Origin of the sequence: Kitasatospora sp. NPDC004614, assembly GCF_042873675.1 — a bacterium.
Classification (GTDB): domain Bacteria; phylum Actinomycetota; class Actinomycetes; order Streptomycetales; family Streptomycetaceae; genus Kitasatospora.
Map to the genome: position 1 here is coordinate 427,661 of NZ_JBIALR010000003.1, position 16,829 is coordinate 444,489.

A 16,829-nucleotide genomic window follows, 5' to 3' on the forward strand; every position below is an offset into this window, starting at 1 on the left:
CGTACCGACTCACCCGGACGGCGCAACCAGCGCGTACCGGGCGAGGGTCGCGCCGACAGCGGTGGGCCGAGGGGCGCCGGAGCACCGCGAGGTCGGACCGGGTAAACGTCGCCGGGGCGGGAGCGGACGCCATTGTCCGTTCCCGCCCCGGCTGCTCCGTACGGCGGCTCTCCTGCGCCGAGCTCCGCCGTACGCCCCTCTTCTTACGGAGGGGTGCGGTCAGTGATCCGCGCTGCTTCGTGTCAGCGCGAGTCGCTTCCCGCCGTCTCGATGGCGGCGCGGCCTGCCTCCAGGCGCGCCACCGGAATCCGGAAGGGGGAGCAGGATACGTAGTCCAGCCCCACCTCGTGGAAGAAGTGGACCGAGTCGGGGTCGCCGCCGTGCTCGCCGCAGACGCCGAGCTTGAGGTCGGGGCGGGTGGCCCGGCCGGCCTGCGCGGCGCTCCGAACCAGCGAGCCGACGCCGTCGCGGTCGATGGTCTCGAACGGGCTGACGCCGAAGATGCCCTTCTCCAGGTAGGCGGTGAAGAACGAGGCCTCGACGTCGTCGCGGGAGAAGCCCCACACGGTCTGGGTCAGGTCGTTGGTGCCGAAGGAGAAGAAGTCGGCGGCCTCGGCGATCTGCCCGGCCGTCACGGCGGCGCGCGGCAACTCGATCATGGTGCCGAGCTTGATGTCGAGGTTGACACCGGTGGAGGCGGCGACCTCGGCGAGCACTCGCTCACACTCGTCGCGGACCAGCTCCAGCTCCTGGACGGTGCCGACCAGCGGGATCATCACCTCGGGACGCGGGTCGCCGCCGGCCAGCTTGCGCTCGGCCGCGGCCTCGGCGATCGCCCGGACCTGCATCCCGAACAGGCCGGGAATGACCAGGCCGAGGCGGACGCCGCGCAGGCCCAGCATCGGGTTGGCCTCGTGCAGGCGGTGGACGGCCTGGAGCAGGCGCAGGTCGTTCTCGTTCGGGTCCTTGCGGGCCTCGGCGAGGGCGACGCGCACCGACAGTTCGGTGAAGTCGGGCAGGAACTCGTGCAGCGGCGGGTCGAGCAGGCGGACCGTGACCGGAAGCCCGTCCATCGACTGGAAGAGCTCCAGGAAGTCGCCCTTCTGCAGCGGCAGCAGGCTGGACAGCGCGGCCTCGCGGTCCTTGTCGTTGTCCGCCAGGATCAGGTGCTCGACCTCCTTGCGGCGCTCCTCCCCGAGGAACATGTGCTCGGTGCGGCACAGGCCGATGCCCTGGGCGCCGTACCGGCGGGCGCGGTTCGCGTCCTCGGCGTTGTCGGCGTTGGCGCGGACCGCGAGGCGGCGGCGGCCGTCGGCGTGCGACATCAGCCGGTGCACGGCCTGGACCAGCCCGCCCTGGACGTCGGCGCCGGCGTGCAGGGTGCCCTCGAAGTACTCGACCACCGGGGACGGCAGCACCGGGACCTCGCCCAGGTACACCTTGCCGTTGGCACCGTCGATGGACACCAGGTCACCCTCCTGGACGACCTGGCCGTCGGCGGTGGTGAACTTGCGGTTCTTGGTGTCGACCTCCAGCTCCTCGGCGCCGCAGACACAGGTCTTGCCCATGCCGCGGGCGACCACGGCCGCGTGCGAGGTCTTGCCACCGCGCGAGGTGAGGATGCCCTCGGCGGCGATCATGCCTTCGAGGTCGTCCGGGTTGGTCTCACGGCGGACCAGGATGACCTTCTCGCCGGAGCGCGACCACTTCACAGCGGTGTAGGAGTCGAAGACCACCTTGCCGACCGCGGCGCCGGGCGAGGCCGCGATGCCGTAGGCGACCGGCCGGGTCTCGGAGGTGGGGGCGAAGCGCGGGAACATCAGCTGGGCGAGCTGGCCGCCGGTGACCCGGTGAAGCGCCTCGTCCAGGTCGATCAGGCCCTGGTCGACCAGCTGGACGGCGATTCGGAATGCGGCGGCGGCGGTGCGCTTGCCGACGCGGGTCTGCAGCATCCAGAGCTTGCCGCGCTCGATGGTGAACTCGATGTCGCACAGGTCCCGGTAGTGGTTCTCCAGGGTCTGCATGATGGACATCAGCTCGTCGTACGACTTCTTGTCGAGCTGTTCGAGGTCGGCCAGCTGGAGGGTGTTGCGGATGCCCGCCACCACGTCCTCGCCCTGGGCGTTCTGCAGGTAGTCGCCGTAGACACCCTGGGTACCGGTGGAGGGGTCGCGGGTGAAGGCGACACCGGTGCCCGAGTCCTCGCCGAGGTTGCCGAAGACCATGGTGCAGACATTGACGGCGGTGCCCAGGTCGTTCGGGATGCGCTCCTGGCGACGGTACAGGCGGGCCCGGTCGCCGTTCCAGGAGTGGAAGACCGCGTGGATCGCCAGGTCCAGCTGCTCGCGCGGCTCCTGCGGGAACTCGCGGCCGGTCTCCCGGAGCACGATCGCCTTGAAGGTCTCGACCAGGATCTTGAGGTCCTCGGCGGTGAGGTCAAGGTCGTTGACGGTGCCCTTGGCGTGCTTGGCCTCGTCCAGCGCCTCTTCGAACAGCTCGCCATCGACGCCCAGCACGGTCTTGCCGAACATCTGGACCAGGCGACGGTAGGAGTCCCAGGCGAAGCGCTCGTTGCCGGACTGGGCGACGAGCCCGGTCACCGAGGCGTCGGAGAGGCCGATGTTCAGGACGGTGTCCATCATGCCGGGCATGGAGAACTTGGCACCGGACCGCACCGAGACCAGCAGCGGGTTGTCCGCCTGGCCGAGCTGCTTGCCCATACGGGCCTCGAGGGCGACCAGGTGGCCGGTGATCTCCTCGTTCAGCGAGGCCGGCTCGGAGCCGGTCTCGAGGAACACCTTGCAGGCGTCGGTGGTGATGGTGAACCCCGGAGGGACGGGGAGGCCCAGGTTGGTCATCTCGGCGAGGTTCGCACCCTTCCCGCCGAGAAGATCCTTGAGGTCCTTGTTTCCTTCGGTGAAGGAGTAAACAAACTTCTGCTGCGCCGCCACGGGTCGTTCTCCTCGCACACGGTTGCCCTGACGCCGGAGAACATACCCATTTCGAAGGCTGTTTAGGGGAGCGAATAGGTCGTACGAGCTGCGAGGTGGGTCATTGACCAGCAGATCGAATGCCTGAATGGGCGTTTGCCTGCGTTGCTGAAATCGTCCGGGTGACGCTAGCGAGCCTTCAAGAAGTGAAGGCATCGCCACGCGAAGCTCATGCGAACCGGACACACAGTGACGGCATTGACCCCGCCGCGTTTCCCCGGCTTGATTTCCTGCAACCAGCCGCAGCCATCCGCCCCGGAGCCCGTTCGGGAAGCGATCCGGACTTGTACACCTTGGCGAAGTCCACTGACTGGCCGTCATCCGCCACGATATGTGGCCAGCGTCACGAGCGCATCTCAACTGTCGAGCCCGGGAACTCTACGTCGCGCGTCGCTTTCTGTTGAGTGGTCAGTTACTCCGAGTGGCGGAATTTCGCCTTTGAGGAGCCCTGCTGTCCATTTTGGATAACTAGCCTGGTCCAGTTCGGCCAGCTGCCAGTGGAGGTCATCTCTGCCGAATCGTACAGATCATCCGCCAGAGGTGTCCGATTCGGCATCTTCGCCGAGTCGGGCACACTCATACGGATCGTCCAACCAGCCTTCGGGCAGGACCACCCGGTTGTTGCCGCTGGTTCGGCCGCGCGGACCGTCGGCGCCGATCGGCCAGCTCTGTTCCTGGTCGACCAGCGCGAGGGTTTCGGCGAGTTCGGTGAGCGAGCTGGAATTGGCGAGCTTCACCCGCAGCTCGGAGCCGACCGAGAAACCCTTGGTGTACCAGGCGACGTGCTTGCGGAAGTCAATGACGCCGCGGGCCTCGTCCCCGAGCCACTCCCCCAGCAGTTGGGCGTGCCGGACCATGGCGCGGGCCACGTAGGCGAAGGTGGGGCGGGCGTAGTCGACGTCGCCCTCGAAGATCGACACCAGGTCCTTGAACAGCCACGGCCGGCCGAGGCAGCCACGGCCGACCACCACGCCGTCACAGCCGGTCTCGCGCATCATCCGGACCGCGTCGTCCGCGGACCAGATGTCGCCGTTGCCGAGCACCGGGATCTCGGTCGGGACGGACTCACGCAGCCGGGCGATGGCCGACCAGTCGGCGGTGCCGCCGTAGTGCTGGGCGGCGGTACGACCGTGCAGGGCGATCGCGGCCACGCCCTCCTCGGCACCGATCCGGCCGGCGTCGAGATAGGTGAGGTGGTCGTCGTTGATGCCCTTGCGCATCTTCATGGTGACCGGGAGGTCGCCCGCGTTCCCGACCGCCTGCCGCAGGATGTCTCGCAGCAAGTTGCGCTTGTACGGCAGCGCGGAGCCGCCGCCCTTGCGGGTCACCTTGGGGACGGGGCAGCCGAAGTTGAGGTCGATGTGATCGGCAAGGCCCTCCTCGGAGATCATCCGCGCCGCCTTGCCGACGGTCTCCGGGTCCACGCCGTACAGCTGGATCGAACGAGGCTTCTCACTTGCGTCGAACTTGATCAACTGCATGGTCTTGGCATTGCGCTCGACCAAGGCCCGGGTCGTGATCATCTCGGAGACGTACAGGCCGCGGCCGCCGCTCTGCTCCCGGCACAGGGTGCGGAACGGGGCATTGGTGATACCGGCCATCGGGGCCAGCACCACCGGCGGCCACACCTGCATCGGCCCGATGTTCAGCGGGGCGAACTCGGGCGCTTCGGGCGCTGCCGGGGTTGCCTGGGCGAAGTCGGGCGTGATGGTCATGCGCGGCAGATCCTCAAACGGGTAGGGCCCCAACGGCGGGAGTTCCGGATTCTCCATTCTCCCCCACCGACCGGGCAGGCCGCCCCGCGCTGCGGGACAGCCCCGGTCGGACGCTGGTCGGGCGCTGGTCGGGCGCCGGGCGGTCGCGCCAGCGGTCGCGCGCTGGCGGTCGGGAGCGACTGCGGCGCGGGCCGGCGGTCGGGAGCGACTGCCGCGCGGGCCGGCCGGATGCGCGGCGGCGCGGCGCTCGGTCAGTGGTGGCTGCCGGTCCGATTGATGTTGACGTCGCCGGAGGCAGTGAGGATGTCCAGCACCCGCGAGGAGGCTGAGTTCTGCAGGGACGGATCCATCACCAGGCCGGCAGCTGCGGCGCTGAGGTCGATCCGGTACTGACTGCCGTCGTCGGGGACTTTCAGCACGAAATTGCCGGAGGCCAATCGGGCCGTCACCAACGTCGGCGGCCGGTCGTACTGAAGGGTGATCTGGCCCGAGGAGGAGACCACTCTGGCCTCCGCGGACGTCAGCCCGGTGCCGACGATCTGACCGGAGCCGGCCTTGGCCCAGATGGCGCCGCTGACCCGGCTCAGCTCGATCTGCCCGGAACCGGTCTCCGCCGAGGTGGCCCCGGACATGTCGAGGATCTCCGTCCAGCCGGAACCGCTGCGGGACTTGATCGCGGTCGCTGGCGGGACCTGTATCTCCAGGGCGACGGCGCAGCCGAACAGCACGCTCGCTTCCGGGCAGTCGACGGATATCGACAGTGTGTCCGCTTCGACCTGCTTGCTCACAACGGGCATGCGCACGGCCCAGCCAACGCGCTCGGTGACGATCACCCGATCGGTGCCACCGGCCCGCACGGTGACCATGGCCGGACCGGAGTTGATGTCGAGCCGGTCGATCGCCTCGAAGAACGTCTTCTCACGGACGCTGTCGCGCTGGACCAGGGAAGCGCCGGTGGTTGCCGCTCCGCCCACCATTGCGCAGGCGAGTGCCAGCACTCCGATGACCCGCCAGATGCGGCGCTCTCCCGTGCGCAACTCGCCGGCCGGGACGTCCGGGCCGGGTTTCGGCAGCCATCGGGCGAACCGGCCCTTGCCGGCGGGCCGCAGCTCCGGCTCCGCCCCTTTGGTCGATCGTCGTGTCATTGGCTGACCTCCAGGAAGCGAAGTACCGCAAGTACGCGCCGGTGGGTGTCCTCGGCGGGTGGAAGGTCGAGCTTGGTGAGGATCGAGTTGATGTGCTTGGAGACCGCGCTGTCGCTGACCACCAGGGATTCGGCGATCGCGGTGTTGGAGCGTCCTTCGGCCATCAGCGCCAGCACGTCCCGCTCGCGGGGCGTCAACCGGTGCAGCGGATCCTTGTCACGGCGCAGCAGCAGTTGCGCGACCACTTCGGGGTCTAGGGCGGTGCCGCCCTCGGCGACTCGCTGGAGCGCCTCCACGAATTCGTCGACGTTGGCGACCCGCTGCTTGAGCAGATAGCCGACACCGCTGGTGTTCTTGGCCAGCAGATCGGCTGCGTAGCGCTCCTCGACGAACTGGGAGAGCAGCACGACCGCGGTGCCCGGCCACTGCTGGCGGATCATCAGGGCGGCGCGGACTCCCTCGTCGGTGAAGCCGGGTGGCATCCGGACGTCCGCGACGACGATCTGGGGACGGTGCTCCTCCACGGCGGCGAGCAGCGCCTCGGCGTCCTCCACAGCGGCGGCCACCTCGTAGCCTTCGCTCTCCAGGACCTTGACAATGCCGATCCGCAGCAGGACGGAGTCCTCGGCGATCACAGCTCGCATGGCAGCTCCATGGTGATAGTGGTGGGGCCCCCGCGGGGGCTGGTGATGGCAAGTGATCCGTCCACGGACGCGGCCCGTTTGCGCAGGCCGGTGAGCCCGCTTCCGCGGGTGGCGTCCGCTCCGCCGATGCCGTCGTCGGTGATGGTGATGAGTAGCCGGTCGGAGACCCGACGCAGGGCGAGATCGACCCGGGATGCCTTGGCGTGCTTGGCAGCGTTGGCCAGCGCCTCGGAGACCGTGAAGTACGCGACCGCCTCCACGGTGGGGGCTATCCGGCCCGGCAGGTCGACCGCGAGGTGCACGGGGACGGGACTGCGCGCGGCGATGCCGGAGAGCGCCGCGTCGAGCCCGCGGTCCTCCAGCACGGCGGGGTGCAGGCCTCGGACCAGGTCGTGGAGTTCCTTGATGGCGGCCTGGGCCTCCTCGTGCGCGGTGACGATGACCTCCATCGCCTCGGGCGGAATGTTCTTCAGGGTGCGCCGGGCGAGGCCGAGGTTCATCGCGAGCGAGACCAGGCGCTGCTGTGCGCCGTCGTGCAAGTCCCGTTCGATCCGGCGACGTTCGGCGTCGGCGGCGTCCACCACGTCCACCCGGCTCTGGGTGAGGTGCTCGACGCGGCGCTCCAGCACCTCCGCGCGATTGGGGCCGAGCAGGGCGCGGACCGTCCAGAGGTCGAGCGCGGCGAGCAGGGCGACCAGCCATGGGGTGAGGAACAGCAGGAGCAGGCCGCCGAGGGTGGCCACCGTGCCGTCTACCGTCCAACCGAAGCCGGAACGCAGGGGGTTGTCCATCGGAAGCAGCCAGACCCAGCCGAAGAAGGTGAACAACACCAGGGCGGTGCCCCAGAGACTGAGGACCAGGGCGGCGCAGAAGGTCTGGATCGGGGCGATGACGAGGTGGTACACGGCCTGACGCCACGTCAGCCCGGCTCGGAGACGGGGCAGCCAGGCTGCGTCCGACGCCAGTCGGCTCGGGATCTCCAGGCCGCGCAGGCTGCGGACCCGGCTGCGCTGGACAGTGGTCAGCAGGTCGAACAGGACCACCAGCAAGAGCAGCCAGACCATCAGCGACTTGCCCGGAATGCTGAGCACGATGATGCAGGGCAAGCCGAGCGGGAGGCCGGCTGCCAGGAACAGCGAATCCCGTCGAGTGCCCGCGGACCACGGCGCATGCGCCAGCGCAGCACGGAGCGCTGCGCGGCGGGCCGCTGCGGGGCCGGCCGCCCGGACGGGGCGCGACTGGATCTTCGACTGGAACATGCGGCACAGCGTAGGGCCGCGCCGATCTCGGCTTCCATGGCGTGGGCCTCCGTCTTTGGGGTGTAGCTGGCTACACCCCAAAGACGGAGCCGCGCGCTACCGACAAGATCCTTGCCACTGACGATTCTTGACGGCATGACGAATACGAACCTGATGCGTTGTGGCCGCAGCCCGCTCGTTGCCACCCCTGGCGCCGCCCTGGAGTTCCCGATGGCCGGGTCCGAACTCCTCGACGGCGTGGGCATGGTGGGCCTGCTCGCCTCGGTCGGCCCTTGGTCGGTGCGCCTGCGCGCCGGCCGCCGCCCGGCCATGGAGGTGTACGAGTACGGCGAGTTGCTCGATGTGGTGGTCGAGTCCTCGCTAGCTGATACCCGGTTGCGCGGTGCGCGGCGCGGCCGGGCCGGTGGGCCGGGAGAAGGGCCGGTCTCCTGCGCGTGGGGCCGGTGGCCACCAGGCACCGCACCTCGGCCGGTGCTGTTCCGCCCGGGCGGACTGCGCCGCCGCACAGTGCCGGCCGATGCGGTGCGGACGGCGGGCAGCTTCTGGTTCGCCTCGGTGGCCGGGGAGTTCCGCTGGGCGCAGGTGTGCTGGTCGTCGGGCTGCACGGAGCACCCGGAGTCGGGGAGGGCGGCATGAGTGTGCTCGCTTCGCCCCTCGTCCGGGTGGGCGGCGGGGTGCGTCCGGTCCGGTCCGGGCGGGTGGGCCTGCGGGTCGGGCCGGTGCCGGTGGAGTTGCAGTTCCTGGGCTGCGGGCTGGTCCTGCTGCCCTGGGCGGCGCTGCTAGCCACGCTGCCCGGCGGGACGACCTGGGCCGTGCTCGATGTGGTCGAGTCCGCTGCGCTGTCGGCAAGTGCCGTGCTGCTGCGGCAGGGCAGGAGTCCGCGCTGGACGGCCGGGCTGGCTGCCGTGCTGCTGGTCGTCGATGCCGGGTGCGACGTGGCGACGGCGGCGCGCGGGCCCGAGCTGGTGGTGGCCCTGCTGATGGCCCTCTGCGCGGAGCTTCCGCTCGCCGCCCTGTGCTGGTCGATAGTGCTCGGACGATCCGGCCCTGGTCCGGCCGGATCGCCGTCCGCGCGTCGGCGCCCGGTCAGCGGTCAGGCGGCGCCGGCCAGTTGGTGGAGCCGGTCCAGGGTCTCCCGGTCGTGGGGCACGTATCCGACCAGTCGGGTGCCGCTCCTGGGGCCCAGCCACATGTTCGTGTACTCGAAGCGCAGCAGGCCGACTTCGGGCAGCACGAACTGTTTGAACCCGTTGACCATCCCCGACACCTCGTGCCTTTCCCAAGCCTCCTCGAAGTCCGGAGAGGCCTTGCGCAGCCGGGCGACCAACGCCTTCCACCCGGGTTCCGCCGCATGGTCGGCCATCACGGTCCGGAAGCGCGCCACCACCCCTGCTCTGGCGGCCGCCAGGTCCGCCAGGTTCCTCGCGATTGGAGTGTCAGTGAAGATCATCCACATGACGTTGCGGTCCTCTTCGGGGATCGTGTCCAAGTCCCCGGCCAGCCAGGTGTATGCCCGGTTGTACGCAAGGATGTCGAACCGGCTGCTGATCACCACGGCCGGAAACGGGTCGAGTTGGTCCACCATGGCCGCGATCGCCGGGGAGACGGTGGGGCACTCCTTCACCGGCGCCGGGTCCTCGGAACCGGCCAGCGTGAACAGGTGCGACCGCTCGTTGCGATCGAGCAGCAGGGCCCGGGCCACCGCGTCCAGGACTTGGGCCGAGACCTGGATGCCCCGTCCCTGCTCCAGCCACGTGTACCAGGTGATTCCGACCGCGGCGAGGCCGGCGACCTCCTCGCGGCGCAGCCCCGGGGTACGGCGGCGTCCGACGGCAGGCAGGCCGACCTGTTCGGGCGAGATGCGCTCCCGGCGGCTGCGCAAGAACGTGGCCAGTTCGCGCCGCCGATCGTCGGCGGGGGTGTGAAGGTCCGTGGAGGTAGCCATAGCACCAGGGTGTACCACCGCAGATCCTGTTGCCAGGTACTCCTTATACCTGGATAAAGACCGCCTGGTACCAGGCTGAGAGGAGCCTCATCGTAGTACCCGTGACTCAGCAGACAGTGCTACCGCAGATCTCGTCGCCGGTCCGGCCCGCGGATCCCGAGCTGGGTGCCGCCGGCCTGATCACCGTCCTTCTGGGCGCCTTCCTTCCGATGCTTGACTTCTTCATAGTGAATGTCGCACTGCCGACCATCGACCACGATCTGGTCGCCGGGCCCGCCATCCTGGAACTCGTGGCGGCGGGCTACGGCATCGCCTTCGCCGTCCTGCTCGTCCTGGGTGGGCGGCTGGGCGATGCCTTCGGCCGACGGCGGCTGTTCATCGCCGGAGCCGTCGCCTTCACCCTCACCTCACTCGCCTGCGGTGCCGCCCCCACCGCCTGGACCCTGGTCGCCGCCCGGGTCGCCCAGGGAGCCTCCGCCGCTCTGCTGCTCCCCCAGGTCCTCGCCACCATCACCGCCAGCACCAGCGGTCAGCAGCGCGCCCGAGCCCTCGGCATCTACGGAGCCGTCGGCGGCATCTCGGTGGTGATCGGCCAGGTACTCGGTGGACTCCTGGTCTCGGCGGACCTCTTCGGCACCGGCTGGCGCGCCGTCTTCCTGCTGAACGTCCCCTTCGCGCTGCTTACCGCAGTCCTGGCAGCACGTCATGTCCCGGAGAGCCGGGCGGAGCGGGCCGCGGGCGTGGACCTGCCCGGCACCCTGCTGCTCACGGCGACACTGCTGGCCCTGTTCGTTCCCCTGATGGAGGGCCGGGCGGTCGACTGGCCGCTCTGGACCTGGGTGTCCCTGGCAGCATTTCCCGCCCTCGCGGCGGCGTTCGTGGCGGTGGAACGACGGGCCGAGCGGGAAGGGCGAGTCCCCCTCGTCCCGCTCTCGCTCCTGCGGATTCCCGAGATGCGGCGCGGCCTCGGCGTGGCGGTGCCCTACTTCACCGGATTCGGCGGATTCATGTTCGTGATCGCCCTGCTGCTGCAGAACGGGCTGCACCAGGGGCCGGTCGCCGCAGGTTGGGCCCTGGTGCCTATGGCGGTCGGTTACTTCGGCGCCTCACTGGCCGGGCCGCGGCTGGTCGGCCTCTTCGGCAGCCGGGTCATCACGGCCGGCGCAGTGGTCCAGGGAGCCGGCCTGATCACTTTGATCGCCACCGCACTGGGCGACTGGTCGCACTTCTCCCTGCTCCGGATGCTTCCCGGCGTCGCGCTCGCCGGCATCGGACAGGGGCTGGTGGGCATGCCCCTGTTCCGGGTGGTGCTCTCCCGGGTTCCCGCCGAACGCGCGGGGGTCGGCAGCGGCGTGCTGGCGACCACCCAACAGTCCAGCCTGGCCCTGGGAGTGGCCACGCTCGGCACCCTCTTCATCGGGCTCGTCCCCACCCTGGGAATGGCGAACGCGCTGGCTCTGGTGCTCGGCATCCAGGCGCTCGGTTCCCTGATCATCTGCTGGTTGAGCATCCGGCTGCCGCGCTCGGTCGGATGACGGCCACACCCCGCCGACCAGGGCCGGAGCAAACACAGCTCCGCAACGAAGGAGGCCGCGGCCTGCGGAAAATGACGGGCCCGGCCTCCAGGGACACTGCCAGGATGGCGTCATGACGAATCCGACCATCCTTCCGAGCGACACCCGCTCCCGCGAGCAGCTGGTGGCCGCAATCGCGTCCGGGAGCAGCCCCAAGTACCTGCACTTCTGGGGCCACCGGCCCGAACGGGACGGGCGGATCGGGTCCGGCTCGCTCAGCCAGTGGTGGCCATCGCCGTTCACCGTCGACGGGGTCGAGTACGCCACCGCGGAGCACTGGATGATGGCCGGCAAGGCGCGACTGTTCGGCGACGAGGAGATCGTCCCGCGCATCCTCCGGGCCCGAACGCCCGCCGAGGCAAAGAAGTTGGGCCGCCTGGTCAAAGACTTCGACCAGGACACCTGGGTGGCGCACCGCTTCGAACTGGTAGTGGCGGGCAACGTCGCCAAGTTCGGGCAGGACGAACGGCTTCGCGACTATTTGCTCCGCACCGGGAAGCGCGTCCTGGTGGAGGCCAGCCCGCTCGACCGGGTCTGGGGCATCGGCCTGGCAGCCGACAACGAATTGGCGAACTCGCCGACGCGGTGGCGCGGGCTGAACCTGCTCGGCTTCGCGCTGATGGAAGCGCGGGCCCAACTGGCAGATTGACGCTCCATCAGCGCGCATCCACCGGGAACGAACACCCCGTACCCTCACAAGTAGGGCGAGTCGGACGGGAATTGGCCCGCGCTCGAAAAACCCGTCGATCTCCCGCCGCGTCGCCACTCGCATTTCCGTCTCGAAAACGTTATGACTTACTCCCGTAACGTGGCCGCCGTATGGCAGCACCAGGATGGCCACCAGTCGTAGTGTCGGGGGCCAATCGGGGGACCCCGTGGAGAAACCAGGGCGGGGCGCGATGACCGTACGCGATCGGGGGCCGGAGTCGGCCGATGTCCAAACACTCAGAGCGGAGTTGGACGAACTGCTCCGGGCCCGGCAGTTCGCCGCACAACGCGAGCGCCGACTCAGCGAAGAACTTCGGGCCGACCACGCCCCAGGATCCGGCCGCCCGACCCGACAGCCCAACCCCGAACTGCTCCGGCAACTCGCCCAGGCCCAGAACCTGCGCGAAGGCCTCGGCGCACGCTGCCTCGAACTGAGCGACCGACTGCTGGCCGCCGAAGACCGTCTGCTGCCCGGCCGCTCGGCCGCCGAGCCGCCCCGCCACCAGGGCCACGCCCCGGCGGGCTTCGCAGGGACAGCCCGCACGGAACCCCCGGTCGGCTGGGACGCCGCCCCGATCCCCCCGCAGCGGCCGCGTTCGCCCACGTCCGGCTTCGACGCGAGCCAGCACGGAACGCCCATCGGACACGGCACTCCCCCGGGCCGCAGCACGCCCGCAGGACGACCGGGCCAGGCGCCCACCGATTCGACCGCCGGCCCCTTGCCGATCCGCACCCGCTCCGGCGCCGGCCGTCCCGAAACCGCACCGGGACAGGCCTCCTGGGCCAGGACAGGCATACCGGGCCAGGCCGCCGACGGCCCCCGGCCCACCAGTGCAGGGCGCCCCGGCCCAGGGCTCCCCCACGCGGAACGCCCCAGCACAGAACGCCCTGGTCCGCACCAGGGCACAACCAGCGCCTGGAACACCCGGCCCGGCACTGCCGCACCGGGCACCGCCCCAGCCGACAGGGCATCAGCCCCGACCGCACAAGCCCAGCAGGCCCGGCAAGCCCCGCAAACCCCGCAGGTCGGCGGCCCCAACGGCGAGCGCTTCCGCTCGGCCGCTTCGGGGCGCGGCCCCGCCACGCCGCACCGGGGCGGGGCCCACGGTGTCGAGGACGCCACGCAGGCGCCCGGCCAGATACGGGCGCGGACGACGGTGGAGCTGGTGGCCCTGGTGCAGCGCATCAGCGGGCTGCACCAGCAGGGCGCGACACACGAGTCGGCGGCCATCGTGCGCCAGGTGGCCGTGATGATCACACCGGAGGACGTGGCCCGGCTGGCCGCGATGCTGCAGCAGAACGGTCCGGCGGGCTCCTCCACCTACCTGGCCCGCTCGGCCTCCACCGGGGCACCGGAGCACGCGGCGGCCACCCTCGCGGTGCTGCGCCGCGACGGGATGATCAACGAGGCGGCCGACCTCTTCCACACCCTGTGGTCGGCGAGTTCGGCGGCCCTGCCGGCGCTGCTGGCCGCCCTGGAGCAGTCCGGCCAGTCGGCCGACGGCCAGACCCTGCTGTGGGAACGCGCCTCCGCACCGGCCGAGGAACTCGCCGAGCTGGCGCAGCACTTGAAGGCCGCCGGACGGACCGCCGACGTACGCCACCTGCTGCGGCAGGCCGCCGGGCGGCCGATCAACGAAGTCGCTGCGATCGTGGGCGCGTTGAGCGAGGAGACCGCCGCGGAGCTGATCGGCGAACTGGCACGGATCCGATCCGCGAGCGACATCAGCCGGTTCGGTGCCGCGATCCAGGGGTCGAGCGAGCTGTACGACACCCTGCTGTTCGCCGCCGACGACCTGGAGGAGAGCCGGGCCCGCAGCGTGTTCACGGCGCTGCGCACCGGCGGACTGCCGACCGAGCTGACACCACGCCCCCGGTCCCGGTCCCGGCAGCGCCGCTGACTCCCCTGCGGGCCGGCCGCGCGCAGGCAAACACCGAACCCGAACACCGAACCCGAACGCCGCCAGCAGAACCACCGCCCGCCGCAAAACCGCGGCTCCCGGCCTGCGAACTCGAATTCGCGGGCCGGGAGCCGGGGTTGATGCTCAGCCGGTGAGACTCAGCCAGTGGGGCTTCACCGGGTGTTGCGGCGTCAGCAGCCGATCAGGCGGGCGCCCAGGTAGGACTTCACCTGGTCGAGCGACACTCGCTCCTGCGCCATGGTGTCACGCTCGCGGACGGTCACCGCGTTGTCCTCGAGGGTGTCGAAGTCGACGGTGACGCAGAACGGCGTGCCGATCTCGTCCTGGCGACGGTAGCGCTTGCCGATCGCACCGGCGTCGTCGAACTCGACGTTCCAGGCGGAGCGCAGGTCGGCGGCCAGGCCGCGGGCCTTCGGGGAGAGGTCGGCGTTGCGGGACAGCGGGAGCACCGCGACCTTGACCGGGGCCAGGCGCGGGTCGAGCCGCATGCCGACGCGCTTCTCCATGACGCCCTTGGCGTTCGGCGCCTCGTCCTCGAAGTAGGCGTCGATCAGGAAGGCCAGCATGGCGCGGTTGAGGCCGGCGGCGGGCTCGATGACGTACGGGTAGTACCGCTCGTTCGCGTCCTGGTCGAAGTACTTCAGGTCCTGGCCGGAGGCCTCGCTGTGCACCGTCAGGTCGTAGTCGGTGCGGTTGGCGACGCCCTCGAGCTCGGAGAACTCGCTGCCACCGAAGTTGAAGCGGTACTCGATGTCCACCGTGCGCTTGGCGTAGTGGGACAGCTTCTCCTTGGGGTGCTCGAAGAAGCGCATGTTCTCGGTGCGCAGGCCGAGGTCCACGTACCAGTTCCAGCGCTGCTCGAGCCAGTACTCGTGCCAGGTCTCGTCCTCGCCGGGCTTGACGAAGAACTCCATCTCCATCTGCTCGAACTCGCGGGTGCGGAAGATGAAGTTGCCGGGCGTGATCTCGTTGCGGAAGCTCTTGCCGACCTGGGCGATGCCGAACGGCGGCTTCTTGCGCGAAGTGGTCTGCACGGCGCGGAAGTTGGTGAAGATGCCCTGCGCGGTCTCCGGGCGGAGGTAGGCCAGGCCGGACGCGTCCTCGGTGACACCGAGGTGCGTCTTCAGCATGCCCGAGAACTCCTTGGGCTCCGTGAAGGCGCCCTTGTTGCCACAGTTCGGGCAGTTGATGTCGGCGAGGCCGTTAGCCGGGAGCTTCTTGTGCTTGGCCTCGTAAGCCTCTTCCAGGTGGTCGGCGCGGAAGCGCTTGTGGCAGGAGAGGCACTCGGTCAGCGGGTCGTTGAAGGTCGCGACGTGGCCGGAGGCCTCCCAGACCTCGCGGGCGAGGATCACCGAGGAGTCGATACCGACGACGTCCTCCCGAGCGGTGACCATCGCACGCCACCACTGGCGCTTGATGTTCTCCTTCAGCTCGACTCCCAGCGGACCGTAGTCCCAGGCGGCGCGAGTACCGCCGTAGATCTCGCTGCAGGGGTAGACGAAGCCACGGCGCTTGCTCAGGCTGACGATCGTGTCGATCTTGTCGGCGGCCACAGTGCTCTCTTCAGTACGACGGCGCGGTCAGGGCACGGCTGGTTGCGCGCGCCCGAAGAAACTCAGAGTACCGGGGATGCAGGGGCGGGATTCAACTCGATAGTGGCAAGGACGGGCGGCCGGGCGGCCCTGCCGGAGTGAACGGCCGTACACGTCCCGGCGTGTTGGCGCCCGGCCCGACGCCCGGCGCACGGCCGGCGGACAGCGGCGCGCGGGGCTGCCGACACCCGCTCGCGGGAGGTCGCCGGGGCCGCAGTGTGACCCCGATCCCCCCGAAAGCAAGTTGACAATCATTTCCACATAAGATGAGAATGGTTGTCATGAAGATTCGCCACCTGTCGACCTCGATAGCCTTCGCCGCCACGGCCACGGTCGGCGCGCTCCTGCTCTCCGCCTGCGGTGGCACCAGCAGCGCGGCCGGCAAGGACGGCGGAAAGCTGAACGTGGTGGCGTCCTTCTACCCGATGGAATTCCTGGCCCGGCAGATCGGCGGCGAGCACGTCAAGGTCACCGACCTGACCGCCGCCGGCGTCGAGCCGCACGACCTGGAGCTCACGGCCAAGCAGGTCGCGGCAGTGCAGCGGGCCGACACGATGATCTACCTCAAGGGCCTGCAGCCGACCGTGGACAAGGCGGTGGCGCAGACCCACCCCAAGCACGTGGTGGACGCCACCGCCGCCTCCCCCCTGGTGGACCACCACCTGGACGAGGGCACCACCGAGCCCGACGGCCACGGCGCCGAGCACGACCACGAGCACACCGATGCCGCCGGCGACCCGCACATCTGGCTGGACCCGACCCGGTACGCGGCGGTCGCGAAGAGCGTCGGCGCCGAACTCGCCGAGGTCGACCCGGCGAACGCCGCCGAGTACCAGCGCAACACCGACACTCTGGTCGCCCAACTGGCCACCCTGGACCAGGAGTTCCGGGACGGTCTGCAGAACGTCAAGACCAAGACCTTCATCACCAGCCACGCCGCGTTCGGCTACCTCGCCGACCACTACGGCCTGAACCAGGTGGCGATCAACGGCGTCGACCCGGAGGCCGAGCCCACCCCGTCCCGGCTGGCCGCGATCCAGCGTGCCGCAAAGGACAACGGCGCGACCACCGTGTTCTTCGAGGCCCTGGTCAGTCCCAAGCTGGCCAACACCGTGGCCTCCGACCTCGGGCTGAAGACCGCCGTGCTCGACCCCCTGGAGGGGGTCAAGGATCAGGCCACGAACGACTACTTCTCCGTCATGCGGCAGAACCTCGACAACCTGAAGGCCGCCCTCGGCGCGAGCTGATCAGCCCGCCCCGACCACCGGGCCCGACCACTCAGGCCGACCGGATCCACCCACCCGACCGGATCCACCCACCCAAACCACCCACCCG

At 69.9% G+C, this 16,829-nt stretch carries 12 protein-coding genes; 5 read left to right on the forward strand and 7 right to left on the reverse strand.

From position 1 onward, the window contains the following. Nucleotides 1-242: 242 nt before the first annotated feature. From ppdK to ACFYST_RS11420, 5 genes are all read right to left on the reverse strand, one after another. Complete coding sequence (gene ppdK / locus ACFYST_RS11400; protein ID WP_387643844.1) at nt 243-3,146, reverse strand: pyruvate, phosphate dikinase; 2,904 nt, start codon at nt 3,144-3,146, stop codon at nt 243-245. A 371-nt stretch (nt 3,147-3,517) separates the two neighbouring features. After that, entirely contained in the window at nt 3,518-4,624 is a 1,107-nt protein-coding gene (gene dusB / locus ACFYST_RS11405; protein WP_387643841.1) for a tRNA dihydrouridine synthase DusB, read from the reverse strand. 332 nt (nt 4,625-4,956) lie between these two features. Continuing rightward, nucleotides 4,957-5,850 carry a DUF4097 family beta strand repeat-containing protein gene (locus ACFYST_RS11410; RefSeq protein ID WP_387861475.1) on the reverse strand — a complete coding sequence of 298 codons (894 nt, stop codon included), beginning with the start codon at nt 5,848-5,850 and terminating at the stop codon, nt 4,957-4,959. Beyond that, complete coding sequence (locus tag ACFYST_RS11415; RefSeq protein WP_387643169.1) at nt 5,847-6,494, reverse strand: response regulator; 648 nt, start codon at nt 6,492-6,494, stop codon at nt 5,847-5,849. The genes ACFYST_RS11410 and ACFYST_RS11415 overlap by 4 nt, the downstream gene beginning before the upstream one ends. Then, nucleotides 6,482-7,753, reverse strand: coding sequence for a histidine kinase (locus tag ACFYST_RS11420; protein WP_387861476.1), 1,272 nt, complete (start codon nt 7,751-7,753; stop codon nt 6,482-6,484). Before ACFYST_RS11420 ends, ACFYST_RS11415 begins: the two co-directional genes overlap by 13 nt. 135 nt (nt 7,754-7,888) lie before the next feature. On the opposite strand from ACFYST_RS11420, the gene ACFYST_RS11425 reads away from it, so the two are divergent. Beyond that, nucleotides 7,889-8,389, forward strand: coding sequence for a hypothetical protein (locus tag ACFYST_RS11425; protein WP_387861477.1), 501 nt, complete (start codon nt 7,889-7,891; stop codon nt 8,387-8,389). A gap of 457 nt (nt 8,390-8,846) precedes the next feature. On the opposite strand, the gene ACFYST_RS11430 is transcribed toward ACFYST_RS11425, so the two are convergent. Continuing rightward, a complete protein-coding gene (locus ACFYST_RS11430; protein ID WP_387861479.1) occupies nt 8,847-9,698 on the reverse strand; it encodes a helix-turn-helix transcriptional regulator in 852 nt (283 codons plus the stop codon). A gap of 101 nt (nt 9,699-9,799) precedes the next feature. On the opposite strand from ACFYST_RS11430, the gene ACFYST_RS11435 reads away from it, so the two are divergent. From ACFYST_RS11435 to ACFYST_RS11445, 3 genes are all read left to right on the forward strand, one after another. Further along, nucleotides 9,800-11,233, forward strand: coding sequence for an MFS transporter (locus ACFYST_RS11435; RefSeq protein ID WP_387861481.1), 1,434 nt, complete (start codon nt 9,800-9,802; stop codon nt 11,231-11,233). A 112-nt stretch (nt 11,234-11,345) separates the two neighbouring features. Continuing rightward, nucleotides 11,346-11,921, forward strand: coding sequence for an NADAR family protein (locus ACFYST_RS11440; protein ID WP_387861483.1), 576 nt, complete (start codon nt 11,346-11,348; stop codon nt 11,919-11,921). Between the two features lie 1,225 nt (nt 11,922-13,146). Next, on the forward strand, nt 13,147-13,881 hold the full coding sequence (locus tag ACFYST_RS11445; RefSeq protein WP_387643163.1) for a hypothetical protein: 735 nt from the start codon (nt 13,147-13,149) through the stop codon (nt 13,879-13,881). Nucleotides 13,882-14,072: 191 nt separating this feature from the next. Here ACFYST_RS11445 and ACFYST_RS11450 read toward each other — a convergent pair whose 3' ends face one another. Then, nucleotides 14,073-15,455: a glycine--tRNA ligase gene (locus tag ACFYST_RS11450; RefSeq protein WP_380483249.1), complete on the reverse strand. Its 1,383-nt coding sequence runs from the start codon at nt 15,453-15,455 to the stop codon at nt 14,073-14,075. Nucleotides 15,456-15,775: 320 nt separating this feature from the next. On the opposite strand from ACFYST_RS11450, the gene ACFYST_RS11455 reads away from it, so the two are divergent. After that, complete coding sequence (locus ACFYST_RS11455) at nt 15,776-16,741, forward strand: metal ABC transporter substrate-binding protein (protein WP_387861485.1); 966 nt, start codon at nt 15,776-15,778, stop codon at nt 16,739-16,741. The last annotated feature ends 88 nt before the right edge of the window (nt 16,742-16,829 follow it).

Bases quoted from the DNA above. Each gene is read 5' to 3' on its own strand.
- ppdK (WP_387643844.1), bottom strand. From the start codon at position 3,146: ATGCCTTCACTTCTTGAAGGCTCGCTAGCGTCACCCGGACGATTTCAG.
- dusB (WP_387643841.1), bottom strand. From the start codon at position 4,624: ATGCAGGTGTGGCCGCCGGTGGTGCTGGCCCCGATGGCCGGTATCACC.
- ACFYST_RS11410 (WP_387861475.1), bottom strand. From the start codon at position 5,850: ATGACACGACGATCGACCAAAGGGGCGGAGCCGGAGCTGCGGCCCGCC.
- ACFYST_RS11415 (WP_387643169.1), bottom strand. From the start codon at position 6,494: ATGCGAGCTGTGATCGCCGAGGACTCCGTCCTGCTGCGGATCGGCATT.
- ACFYST_RS11420 (WP_387861476.1), bottom strand. From the start codon at position 7,753: ATGTTCCAGTCGAAGATCCAGTCGCGCCCCGTCCGGGCGGCCGGCCCC.
- ACFYST_RS11425 (WP_387861477.1), top strand. From the start codon at position 7,889: ATGACGAATACGAACCTGATGCGTTGTGGCCGCAGCCCGCTCGTTGCC.
- ACFYST_RS11430 (WP_387861479.1), bottom strand. From the start codon at position 9,698: ATGGCTACCTCCACGGACCTTCACACCCCCGCCGACGATCGGCGGCGC.
- ACFYST_RS11440 (WP_387861483.1), top strand. From the start codon at position 11,346: ATGACGAATCCGACCATCCTTCCGAGCGACACCCGCTCCCGCGAGCAG.
- ACFYST_RS11455 (WP_387861485.1), top strand. From the start codon at position 15,776: ATGAAGATTCGCCACCTGTCGACCTCGATAGCCTTCGCCGCCACGGCC.